12 protein-coding genes are annotated in these 12,062 nt (G+C 44.0%); 9 read left to right on the top strand and 3 right to left on the bottom strand.

Annotated elements, in window-relative coordinates; genetic code table 11:
- Positions 1 to 120 precede the first annotated feature (120 nt).
- The 5 genes from cysD to cysN all read left to right on the top strand — a co-directional run bounded on the left by cysD (position 121) and on the right by cysN (position 6,169).
- Positions 121 to 1,035 (top strand): sulfate adenylyltransferase subunit CysD, encoded by a 915-nt coding sequence (cysD, locus tag G5S32_RS14000; protein WP_246201020.1) that lies wholly within the window; start codon positions 121 to 123, stop codon positions 1,033 to 1,035.
- Between the two features lie 19 nt (positions 1,036 to 1,054).
- Positions 1,055 to 2,773 (top strand): SLC13 family permease, encoded by a 1,719-nt coding sequence (locus G5S32_RS13995; protein WP_165312534.1) that lies wholly within the window; start codon positions 1,055 to 1,057, stop codon positions 2,771 to 2,773.
- Between the two features lie 310 nt (positions 2,774 to 3,083).
- Positions 3,084 to 3,707: an adenylyl-sulfate kinase gene (gene cysC / locus G5S32_RS13990; RefSeq protein ID WP_165312533.1), complete on the top strand. Its 624-nt coding sequence runs from the start codon at positions 3,084 to 3,086 to the stop codon at positions 3,705 to 3,707.
- Positions 3,707 to 4,672, top strand: coding sequence for a DHH family phosphoesterase (locus G5S32_RS13985; RefSeq protein ID WP_165312532.1), 966 nt, complete (start codon positions 3,707 to 3,709; stop codon positions 4,670 to 4,672). Before cysC ends, G5S32_RS13985 begins: the two co-directional genes overlap by 1 nt.
- 81 nt (positions 4,673 to 4,753) lie before the next feature.
- A complete protein-coding gene (gene cysN, locus G5S32_RS13980; RefSeq protein ID WP_165312531.1) occupies positions 4,754 to 6,169 on the top strand; it encodes a sulfate adenylyltransferase subunit CysN in 1,416 nt (471 codons plus the stop codon).
- 437 nt (positions 6,170 to 6,606) lie between these two features.
- Here the strand turns inward: cysN and G5S32_RS13975 are convergent, their stop codons facing one another.
- The 3 genes from G5S32_RS13975 to G5S32_RS13965 all read right to left on the bottom strand — a co-directional run bounded on the left by G5S32_RS13975 (position 6,607) and on the right by G5S32_RS13965 (position 8,133).
- Entirely contained in the window at positions 6,607 to 6,945 is a 339-nt protein-coding gene (locus G5S32_RS13975) for a hypothetical protein (protein ID WP_165312530.1), read from the bottom strand.
- Positions 6,942 to 7,397 carry an N-acetylmuramoyl-L-alanine amidase gene (locus G5S32_RS13970; protein ID WP_165312529.1) on the bottom strand — a complete coding sequence of 152 codons (456 nt, stop codon included), beginning with the start codon at positions 7,395 to 7,397 and terminating at the stop codon, positions 6,942 to 6,944. Before G5S32_RS13970 ends, G5S32_RS13975 begins: the two co-directional genes overlap by 4 nt.
- 244 nt (positions 7,398 to 7,641) lie before the next feature.
- On the bottom strand, positions 7,642 to 8,133 hold the full coding sequence (locus tag G5S32_RS13965) for a hypothetical protein (RefSeq protein ID WP_165312528.1): 492 nt from the start codon (positions 8,131 to 8,133) through the stop codon (positions 7,642 to 7,644).
- A gap of 297 nt (positions 8,134 to 8,430) precedes the next feature.
- On the opposite strand from G5S32_RS13965, the gene G5S32_RS13960 reads away from it, so the two are divergent.
- The 4 genes from G5S32_RS13960 to rffG all read left to right on the top strand — a co-directional run bounded on the left by G5S32_RS13960 (position 8,431) and on the right by rffG (position 12,061).
- Entirely contained in the window at positions 8,431 to 9,243 is an 813-nt protein-coding gene (locus tag G5S32_RS13960) for a helix-turn-helix domain-containing protein (RefSeq protein WP_165312527.1), read from the top strand.
- A gap of 10 nt (positions 9,244 to 9,253) precedes the next feature.
- A complete protein-coding gene (locus G5S32_RS13955) occupies positions 9,254 to 9,574 on the top strand; it encodes a hypothetical protein (protein WP_165312526.1) in 321 nt (106 codons plus the stop codon).
- A gap of 414 nt (positions 9,575 to 9,988) precedes the next feature.
- The gene (locus tag G5S32_RS13950; RefSeq protein WP_165312525.1) at positions 9,989 to 10,996 is read left to right on the top strand and encodes an NAD-dependent epimerase; all 1,008 of its coding nucleotides are present in this window, start codon (positions 9,989 to 9,991) and stop codon (positions 10,994 to 10,996) included.
- Complete coding sequence (gene rffG, locus G5S32_RS13945) at positions 10,997 to 12,061, top strand: dTDP-glucose 4,6-dehydratase (protein WP_165312524.1); 1,065 nt, start codon at positions 10,997 to 10,999, stop codon at positions 12,059 to 12,061.
- Position 12,062 lies beyond the last annotated feature (1 nt).

The following is a 12,062-nucleotide window of genomic DNA, read 5'->3' as shown; positions in this document are numbered from 1 at the left end:
TAGATTAGCTGTGATTTTACCTTTCTTTGCTGAGGTAAACGTGGGGTATTAATTACGCTGGTCGTCATGGATTGAACTTGAAAGTTGCCTTCATTTAATGGAATGACCAATAAAAATATTATGAAAATAACGTCTGAAAAAATGACTCACCTAAAGCAGTTAGAAGCGGAATCTATTCACATCATGCGTGAAGTTGCGGCTGAGTTTGATAATCCAGTAATGCTGTATTCAGTGGGTAAAGACTCGTCAGTCATGCTGCATTTAGCCAAAAAAGCGTTTGCTCCCGGAATTCCCCCATTTCCTTTAATGCATGTTGATACCACTTGGAAATTCAAAGAAATGATTGAGTTTCGTGATTACATGGCTAAAAAACTGGGAATGAAGTTAATTGTCCACCAAAACCCCGACGGTTTGGCGATGAACATCAACCCGTTTGTGCATGGTAGCTCGAAGCACACCGATATCATGAAAACCCAAGGGTTGAAGCAGGCTCTAGACAAATACGGTTTTGATGCCGCTTTTGGAGGCGCTCGCCGTGATGAAGAAAAATCACGCGCTAAAGAGCGTGTGTATTCATTTAGAGATGAGCATCACCGTTGGGACCCTAAAAACCAACGTCCAGAGCTTTGGAACATTTATAATGGTCGAGTTAATAAAGGCGAAAGTATTCGCGTCTTTCCTCTGTCCAACTGGACGGAACTCGATATCTGGCAATATATCTATCTAGAAAATATTGAAATCCCATCTTTGTATTTATCCAAACTGCGTCCTGTGGTGAAACGCGATGGCATGTTGATCATGGTCGATGATGACCGCATGCAGCTCAAAGACGACGAAGTTGTAGAGCAAAAAATGGTCCGTTTTAGAACGCTCGGTTGCTACCCACTCACTGGTGCCGTTGAATCGCAAGCGACAACCTTACCTGAAATCATCCAAGAAATGCTGCTGACCACTACATCAGAACGTCAGGGGCGTGCTATTGACCACGATTCCTCGGGGTCAATGGAGAAGAAAAAACGCGAAGGCTATTTTTAAAGACGTTTAGGTTTTAGTTATGCTGACAACCGCATTAGTTATTATTGTGCTACTTGCTGCGCTCATTTTTTCAAAAATGAAAGCAACGGCTTTGTTTCCTTTAGCTGCGGCTTGTCTGTATGTCACTGGTGAAATTAAACAAGTTGAAGTGCTCAATAATGTCACAAACCGTTCAGTATTAACGCTGATACTGTTGATGGTTGCGTCGTTAGCACTTGAACGTTCAGCCATTATGCCATGGTTGTCGAGCCGAATTTTCTTACCCAGTTTTAAAGCGACGATTTTTCGCTTAGGCCTCAGTGCTGCAATGAGTTCTGCGTTTTTAAACAACACGGCGGTTGTAGCGACGTTTATGGCCAGCGTGCAACGAAACCAGGAACATCCTTCCTCGAGGCTGCTTATTCCGCTCTCCTATTTTGCCATTTTAGGCGGTACGCTCACCTTAATTGGTACATCAACCAACTTAGTCGTGAACGCATTATTAGAAGATCGCGCACTGGGTCATTTGAATTTTCTCACCTTTACCCCTGTAGGTTTGATTTTGTTGTTCACCGTTGGCATTGCAATAACGTTAAGCGTGAGAACGCTCAAGGACACCGAAAACGTCAACCTACAGTTTGCTCAATACTTTATTGATGCAGAGGTTCAAGCGCAGAGTAAATTAGTTGGCAACAGCGTTAGGCAAAATGGATTACGCGCCTTAGATGGTCTGTTTCTGGCGGAAATCGTGCGTGATAATAAACTGATATCACCAGTGACACCCGAAACCATCATCCTCGCACAAGACAAGTTAATCTTTACTGGCGATGTCAGGCATGTGGGACAGTTACAGCACTTAGATGGGGTGGAGGTTTTTGCCGATTCCAGCCATCTGCTTGAAACTAACTTAACGGAAGTTATCGTAAGCCCCGAATCGGTATTGATTAATCGTACTTTAAAAAGCACCGATTTTCGCTCGCGTTTTGATGCCGCAGTGGTGGCGATTAGCCGTGAAGGTCAGAGGCTGTCAGGAAAATTAGGTGAACAAAAAATTCAAGCAGGCGACAAACTCGTCTTGGCGGTAGGTAGCGATTTTAGCAAGCGGCAGAATTTGAGTCGCAATTTCTTCTTTATTTCAGGTAAACAAGTTCAACAGCCGTACAGTCCGATACAAAATTGGATTGCAATTGGTGGCTTTATAGCGGCTATCGTTACGTCGCTATGCAGTTCGCTGACGTTGTTGGAATGTTTGGTGTTTTACATCGGTATATTGATTGCAAGCCAGGTTATTGATGGAACAACCATCCGCCGCCGCTTCCCGTTTGATTTATGGTTGATCTTAATCTGTTCGCTTTCTCTCGCTCAAGCATTCACCAATTCAGGGCTTGCCAGTTGGGTTGCCAATCAGATTTATCAGTGTCTAGGTAGCGATGTTTCACCTTATATCTCATTAACCGTTATTTTTGTGATAACCATGCTGCTGACCGAAGTTATCACCAATACTGCGGCGGCGGCCATCATGTTGCCAATCGGTATTACCCTTGCGCAGATATACTCGGTCAGCTTCATGCCATTTGTTATGGCTGTCGCTTACGCGGCCAGTGCGTGTTTTATCAGCCCTTATGGTTACCAAACCAACCTTATGGTGATGAACGCGGGGGGTTATACCTTTAAAGACTTTATTAAAACAGGATGGAAAGTGTCGCTAACTTACAGCACGGTCGCAATCGCTTCGATTCCTGTGTTTTTTCCGTTTTAGCTGGTTCGGCATGCTGTTGGTTCTCCCCCTTACGAAGGGGGAGTTAGAGGGGGTTTAAGTGCACTGAACTTATTAATAATCGCAATCTTATTAAGTACGGTGAAAGCAACCCCACCCAGCCTCCCCTTGAAAAGGGGAGGAGTTAAGATGGTATCTCCCCCTTTAAAAGGGGAGGAGAACTATGGTATCTCCCCTTCGAAAGGGGAAGAGTAAAGACTTGTGACTAAGTGACAGCAGATGAGGGGGCGTTAGAGGGGGGAAGCGCCTTGATAAATTAACGTATTAAAAAACAGATGATTAATAAAAAATTATGACCTATCAAAGAAAAAAACATGACTCAGTCAGCGATGATATCGTGTGGCACAACACAACGGTAACCCATCAAGACCGAGTAAAACTAAAACAGCAAAAGCCTGTAGTGCTCTGGTTTACGGGATTAAGCGGTTCAGGTAAATCAACGGTGGCGAATGCTGTTGAAAGCCAATTACTGGACTTGGGCAAACACAGTTATTTGCTCGATGGGGATAACATTCGCCATGGATTAAATAAAGATCTGGGCTTTACTGATCAAGACAGAGTCGAAAATATTCGTCGTATCGGCGAAGTGGCAAAGCTGTTTGTTGACTCGGGTATGATTGTGTTAACCGCGTTTATTTCACCATTTATTTCAGATCGTGAGCAGGTACGCGCTATGCTTGTAGATGGCTGTTTTCTAGAAGTATTTATCGATACACCTCTCGAAGTGTGTGAACAGCGTGATCCAAAAGGTTTGTATAAAAAAGCGCGGGCAGGGGAAATTAAACATTTCACGGGGATTGATTCAGAGTATCAAGCGCCTTTAAACCCAGACATTCATATCAAAACGGTGGATAAAAGCGTAGCGGAGTGCGCTGAGCAAATCATCCAACAATTGATAAAACGCGAGTATATTTAATGCATTACGATGTTTTTAACGGAGATGCCGACGGCATTATTGCGCTATTACAATTGCGCTTGCACGACCCTAAAATCAGCAAATTGATCACGGGGGTAAAACGAGACATCAAGCTACTCGATAAAATCGCTAACGCTGAGGATATGACCTCCGTGACAGTTTTAGACATCTCGATGGAATCGAACAAAGCGGGCTTAACCCAGTTACTAGAACGTAATCTCGATGTTTTCTATTGTGATCATCACCGCTCCGGAGAAATTCCAACTTCTGCGCAATTAACAGCGGTGATTGATACCGATGCTGAAGTCTGTACCAGTTTGCTGATAAATCACATTCTAGGTGGTAAGTACAGCGATTGGGCTATCGCTGCCGCTTTTGGTGACAACCTAGATAAAGTCGCAACAAGCATGGCTCAGCAAGCTGGTCTCTCTGAGCAAGCCACACTCTATCTAAAAGAATTAGGAACACTGATTAATTACAACGGCTACGGTTCAGATATCAGTGATTTACATATCGAACCTGCGGAGCTTTTTAAGCAGTTAACCGCGTATCAAAATCCATTTGAGCTGATGGATGATCCTCAATCACCGTATTTCACCCTGAAACAGGGCTATCAGCTTGATTACGCTAATGTCTTAGAAATAAAGCCTGTCTACAGTGATGACATCTGCGAAGTGTATGAATTGCCGACTGAGCGTTGGGCGCGCCGTATTAGTGGCGTGTTTGGTAATGAGCTCGCCAATAATAATCCAGATAAAGCTCATGCAGTGCTGACGCTCAATCCCAACGGGCTCGATTATACCGTCAGTGTGCGTGCGCCATTAAATAATCGCACCGGAGCAGATGAACTTTGCTGCCAGTTTGCAACGGGTGGTGGACGTAAAGCTGCCGCGGGAATTAACCAACTTCCTAGCAATGAAGTCGACCATTTTATTGCCTCTTTAGTTTCTCAATATCGCAAATAGTAGCGGCGGTTTATTGGATTCAAAGTGATGCTTTTAGATGAGTTGTTTAACTTAACGGTTTACTAAGTAGAAAGGATTCTTATGTCTCACTCTTCAGAACTGATTGCACAAGATATTGAAGCTTATTTAAAAGTGCATGAAAACAAAGATTTACTGCGATTTTTAACCTGCGGTAACGTTGATGACGGTAAGTCCACTTTGATTGGTCGTTTGTTATTTGACTCAAAGCTCATCTATGAAGACCAAATGGCCGCGATTGAAAAAGATTCGCAAAAATTTAATACCACAGATGAAGCGTTTGACTTGGCGCTATTGGTTGATGGTTTGCAATCTGAACGCGAACAAGGCATCACGATTGATGTTGCCTACCGCTATTTCTCGACGGATAAACGTAAATTCATTATTGCGGACACCCCAGGGCACGAACAGTACACCCGCAATATGGTAACGGGTGCGTCAACGTGTGATTTGGCGATTGTTATCGTAGATGCTCGTCGTGGTATTCAAACGCAAACTCGTCGACACAGTTATATTTGTTCACTGTTAGGCATTAAGCACATCATTGTTGCCATCAACAAAATGGACTTAATGGAATACAGTCAGGATGTGTATCAAAAAATCAAAGCTGACTTTCGTGAAATGGCGAAAGGCTTCGATATCGATGATATTCGCTTTGTACCTATTTCAGCACTGAAAGGCGATAACGTCGTCACCCCGAGTGAAAAAATGGATTGGTATCCAGGTGCCACGTTGATGAAGCTACTGGAAACGGTAAAAGTGGATAAGGATAAAGATTTAGAGCATATGCGTTTCCCTGTGCAGTACGTTAACCGTCCCAACCTAAATTTCCGTGGTTTCTGCGGCACATTGGCATCAGGTATTGTGCAAGTAGGTGATGAAGTGACGGCGCTTCCTTCGGGGAAAACCTCGAAAGTGAAGTCTATTTATACCTATGACGGTGAACTGCAAACGGTACAGCCAGGGCAGGCCATTACACTTACTCTTGAAGATGAGATAGATGTCTCGCGTGGTGATATGTTGGTTCATACCGGTTATGAGCCATTAGTGTTGAAAGAGTGTCAGGCTCATGTGGTGTGGATGGATGAAACGTCTATGCGCACGCGAAAAGAATACCTCTTCAAATTTGCGACCAAAACATCGGTTGGTAAAGTGTCGTCCATCGAATACAAAGTGGATGTGAATACACTGGAGCACCATGCTGAGAATGCTGAAACGCTAGAGCTCAATGAAATTGCTATGGCGACCATCAGTGTTACCGAACCAATGCCGATGGATGAATATCGAAAACTGCCACAAACGGGTTCCTTTATTATCATTGACCGCCATACCAATGTGACCGTAGGTGCAGGGATGATTGAATCTTTGAACGGTAGCCAACAAGCGCAAACAACAGCGCGTGAATATACCCAAGCAGAAAAAGAACTTAACGCCTACGTGCGTAAACATTACCCAGAATGGGGATGCTCAGTCATTTAAACCGAATTTGCCACAACCAATGAAGCACAAGTGAAATAACCCCACCCAACCTCCCCTTGAAAAGGGGAGGAGTGTTAAGTCCGCTTGCTATCTGTCCAATGAAATCAAAATTGCTCGCTTTGAGTTCCCCTGTAGTTGAGGTAGCTCGCTCTTGGTTCTCCCCCTTATGAAGGGGGAGTTAGAGGGGGTGCTTTCACAGAACTTGCCGTAACCAATGAAGCACAAGTGAAATAACCCCACCCAGCCTCCCCTTGAAAAGGGGAGGAGGATTAATTTTCGCTGTTAGTTCTCCTGCTGTTGAAGTGTTCTGCTCTTGGTTCTCCCCCTTATGAAGGGGGAGTTAGAGGGGGTGCTTTCACAGAACTTGCCGTAACCAATGAAGCACAAGTAAAATAACCCCACCCAGCCTCCCTTAAAAGGGGAGGTGCTTTGAGCCTCTACTTTTTATTAAACACCCCACCAGTCAGATATAACCCCACGGCTGCCAGAACGGGATAGCCAAACGCATCATTAATCATCACGCTTAACGTTTTCCATTCCAAACCGTGCATACAACCTAGAATGACACAGACATGCAGCCCCACGTAAGGCACCGTAAATAGCAGTACGATATAGCGCTGTACTAACTTAAACGGTTCGTAGGCTTTCAGCAGGTTTAGCTTGTATTGAGATTTCTCTTCGTCGGTAAAAAACATGGCATCTCCAGTTTGGGTCAGAGTGTCTAAGCCTTTTTCTAACAACTTTTGGCTACCAAATATGCGCTCAAATAGACTCATACATTTTCCCTTAGTAGTGAGTTGGCTTCCTGACGTTCTGCTTCACTCTGTATCACAATAACAGGGCAGGCTTTGCTGCTATTCCACTGTGAGTGAGCGGTAACATGTTTGTCATCGATGTTGTATTGCTGCTGTAGCTGTTCAATCAAAGTAAACAAAGACTTACGTTGCGCTAAGGTGAAGTTATCTTGCGGCTTCTGTTTGTTGTCACAGCCACCCACTAAACATATTCCAATGTTGCCTTTGTTATTGCCCGTCACATGAGCCCCTTGTTGTAGTAGTGGGCGTCCTTGTTCAATGGTTCCATTTCGTCGAATCACATAGTGATAGCCGATATCTTGCCAGCCTCTTTGTAAATGCCAGCGGCGTATTTCGCTACAGCCTATGTCCATCGAATGTGGTGTTGCACTGCAATGTACCGTTATCCACATTGGTTGATGTTGTTGAGTCATAAAACCTCTCTAGTTGTGATGGTTCTTACTCTTGGTTTTCCAGTTGTTGACGTGATTTGCTTCGAGTTCTCCTTCGTTGAAGTGATTAGCTCTTGGTTCTCCCCCTTATGAAGGGGGAGTTAGAGGGGGTGCTTTCACTGAACTAGCCACAACCAATAAAGCGCAAATGAAATAACCCCACCCAACCTCCCCTTGAAAAGGGGAGGAGAAAGATGGGATCTCCCCTAAAAAAGAGGGGAAGCAATTAAGCTCGGGTGCTTTCACTGAGCTTGTCGAAAAACAACGTCAGTTGTGTTTCCAAATGCTGGTTCAGTAGGACGACCCAATCCACCCCCGATTCCACAGGCTGAGACGGTGAGTTTTTGAAGCCATAAACCGCTAGCGCTTGCTGGCAACTGGCTTTTTGTCCTTGGTACAACAGCAGATACAAACAAGTAAGCGAAATCGCGGTTTGCTGGTGGGCGTTTAGCGTGCTGGGTTGCATTTGGCGTCTTAACCACTCAAGCAAAAAGCGGAAATAATTGGGCTGGGTATGAATGTAACGTAGGTATGCGAGGGAATAGCCGATAGGGAAAGTCCGTCTGGCTAACGCTAATTGGCCTAGAAAAGTCGGCAAGCTGATATATTCACCAAATTCTTGTTCTGGGAGTACAAACAAGCTGGTTTGTTGCTGAGTTTCTACACTGGCGGTTGAAGGGGAGTAAACCGCAATAAAACGCCGCATGGTTAAACACATAAATGGTTCTCCTATGATGGGGAATTAAAGTGAAAACATCCTCCTAATTGATATTTCGCCATTACGGTAAATGAACCTTGCTGGTCAGGGTGGCGAAAATGAGAAAAACATGCGGTTATTCAATATTTTGAGAGTGGAAGCACGTAGCGATGTTTGATTGTAAAATTTTCTCAGTGAAGAAACAGAATTTGCTTCGAAAAACTACAAATAAGCACTGCTAAACAAATTGGTGGTGGGAACCCTAACTCACTTTGGTTTGCTTAGGTTAAGGCTCAGAATTGCGAATAAGGAGCATCGATGAGCCTACAATTGATATCTTCATTTATGGCGGTGAAAACCGGTTCCCCAATCAGTAAGTTGCTTTTATTAAAACTTGCACACAACGCAGACGGTCATGGCATCTGCTTCCCTTCCTGTGAATACCTTGCCCTGCACTGTGAAACATCGTTACGAACGGTAAAAAGTCACCTCAAAATTCTCGAGCAGAATGGCTTTCTCTCCCGAATTCAACGCTTTGACAAGAAAGGCCGTCAACGCAGCAATCTGTATCAACTGCGCATCCCTGATAACTGCCATATCGAGCAAGACCATAGCTACACGCGGGAGGGTGACAAACTTGCACTTACAGAGAGTGCACATTCTGCACACATAAAAGATCAAATAGAAAAAGATCTTCAAGAGGTGTGCAAATCAGCGCCCATCACGCCCCCACAACCACATCCACAACAGCAACAGCCAAAACAGGTGGTGATTTACTTGCCAAGCCAAGAGGGAGATTGGCCCATCTATCAGGAGTTTTATCAACTTCTGCAACAAAGCTACCCAAGTGTGAATGTGCTTGAACAACTGAACGCAATGCGAGCTTGGCTGTATGTGAATCAAGACAAACGCAAGCCAGTGGAACAATTAGGGCATTTTGTGAATGGCTGGCTAAGGCGCAAAGCAAACGCAGAGCAAAATCGCAAATCGTATTTGCAACAACACTCAACGCACTCCGGTTCCATACGAGCGGCTGATCGCATCATCGAAGAATACCGACAGAGTGGGCACAAACATTCAATTGAAGATCATATTCAAAACATGCTTCAACAGCATAAGTCTCGGAAATGAGGGTTAGAAAATGGAAGGGTTGTTATTAGTTGAAACAGAAAGACGAGTGCTACAGGCGAGAACCCACACCGCGCAAGGGCGAACGCGAGAGTTGTTAGATTTGTTGGTGGAGAATTATCCTCAACCAACCCCCATCGTGGAAATTTGTCAGCGGCTTAATATCAGTGAGAAGAACCTACTGCATTCAATGCTACGTAACGCGCGAATTTTCATTGAAATTGACACGCTTTACCAGCAGCGTAAGCCCACTCATTTAGAGTTGGGTAAGCAAATAGTCAAAGCGGTTCGCTGCCAATGTTTGTTTAACGGCTGTTGTTTCGGAATGGGCTAAATTCTTGCTTTAAAACCATACCACCTTCTCTTGCAATAAGGGGAGGTGGTATTTTAATGACCATAAGCATTCCCTGCTTGCTTTGTAAGAAAATTCCACATTTTTTGCTGTTAAATTGTGCGGGTCTACTTCACTGTAAACATAAATGCTAATAACCTTATTAAGATACGAATTTCGTCTTACTGGCGTGAAATGGTTGTTTACTTATTGACACAATGCATGAATAGAATGCTGTCCTACATTTGTTCGCACCTGAAACTATTTTGGTATAAACTCTGCCGACAATTTGAAGTATGCAACAATTTTAACCGGCAGCTATGCGCAATTTAGGAGCGAAACCTAAGGGCGGTAGCATGTCAAAAATTCGCTTGTAAACAAATAAAAAAGATTCAATTAAGTGTGGATAGGGAAAGCATGAAAATACTGGTCACTGGTGCTGCTGGTTTTATTGGTAGTGCGGTTGTAGAGCGTTTAACTGAACAAGGGCACGATGTCGTTGGTATTGATAATATAAACGACTACTACGATGTTAATCTTAAATACGCTCGCTTAGAACGTATCAAACATCCGCTTTTCAAGTTCGTAAAAATGGATATTGCCGATAGAGTTGCCGTGCCAGCGTTATTTGAGCAAGAGCAGTTTGACCGTGTTGTACACTTAGCTGCGCAAGCTGGCGTTCGTTATTCGATTGATAATCCACTCGCTTATGCAGACAGTAACCTGATAGGGCACCTTAATATTTTAGAAGGCTGCCGTCACAATAAAGTGAAGCATCTGGTTTATGCTTCGTCCAGTTCAGTCTATGGCCTAAACGGCAAAACCCCATTCAGTACCGATGATTCGGTTGATCACCCTGTGTCTTTGTATGCGGCAACGAAAAAGTCAAACGAGCTGATGGCGCATACCTATTCTCACCTTTATGGCATTCCTACCACAGGCTTGCGCTTCTTTACGGTTTACGGGCCGTGGGGTCGCCCAGATATGGCGCTATTTAAGTTCACCAAGAAAATCGTCAATGGTGAAGCGATTGATGTATACAACCATGGTGATATGCAGCGAGATTTTACTTACATTGATGACATTGTCGAAGGCATTATTCGAATTTTAGATGTTGTGCCAGAAAAGAATGAACAATGGACAGTTGAGAGCGGCTCACCTGCAACCAGCTCTGCACCTTACAAGGTTTATAATATTGGTAACGGTAAGCCAGTTAAATTATTAGATTACATACAAGCATTAGAAGATTCATTAGGCATTGAAGTGAAAAAGAACTTCATGCCGATGCAGCCAGGTGATGTTTACCAGACCTATGCAGATACCAGTGCGCTGTTTGAAGCCACCGGCTATTTACCAAGTGTAAATGTGAAAGAAGGCGTGGCTGAGTTCGTCAAGTGGTACAAAGAATTCTATCAAGGGAAATAAATGAAAATTTTAGTGACTGGCGGTGCTGGCTTTATTGGTTCAGCAGTGGTTCGCCATATTATTAATGACACTCAAGATAGCGTAATCAACGTTGATAAGTTGACCTATGCTGGTAACTTGGAATCTTTAGAAAGTGTTGCTGATAATGAGCGTTACACATTTGAACAAGTAGATATTTGTAACCGCGCTGAACTAGACCGCGTGTTTAACCAACACAAGCCAGATGCTGTGATGCATTTAGCGGCGGAATCGCACGTTGACCGTTCCATTGATGGCCCAGCGGCATTTATTGAAACCAATATTGTAGGCACTTACACCCTACTGGAAGCGGCTCGCAGCTACTGGAACCAACTTGATAGCGATAAAAAAGCAGCATTTCGTTTCCACCATATCTCTACTGATGAAGTATACGGTGATTTGGAAGGCACAGACGATTTGTTCACTGAAGAGACCTCTTACGAGCCTTCATCTCCATACTCTGCTTCAAAAGCTTCCAGCGACCACTTAGTACGTGCATGGCTACGTACCTACGGTTTACCGACGATTGTAACCAACTGTTCTAACAACTACGGCCCGTTCCATTTCCCTGAAAAACTGATCCCATTGATGATTCTCAATGCCTTGGATGGTAAAGCATTGCCAGTGTATGGCGATGGTATGCAGATTCGTGATTGGCTATTTGTAGAAGATCATGCTCGTGCACTTTACAAAGTAGTGACAGAAGGGGCTGTGGGTGAAACTTACAACATTGGCGGCCATAACGAAAAAGCAAATATTGAAGTGGTGAAAACAATTTGTTCACTGCTTGAAGAATTGGTACCCAACAAGCCACAAGGCGTTGCTCAATACCTAGACTTAATCACCTACGTAAAAGACCGCCCAGGTCACGATGTTCGTTACGCTATTGATGCTTCGAAAATTGAGCGTGAGTTGGGTTGGAAACCGCAAGAAACATTTGAAAGCGGCATTCGCAAAACCGTTGAGTGGTATTTAAACAACACAACATGGTGGAGCCGAGTATTAGACGGTTCTTACAGCATGGAACGTTTAGGTGCAGGGGAATAAT

The organism is Vibrio ziniensis, assembly GCF_011064285.1.
GTDB classification, from domain to species: domain Bacteria; phylum Pseudomonadota; class Gammaproteobacteria; order Enterobacterales; family Vibrionaceae; genus Vibrio; species Vibrio ziniensis.
Note: the sequence above shows the minus strand (reverse complement) of the source record. Positions and strands in the feature narration are given on the sequence as shown.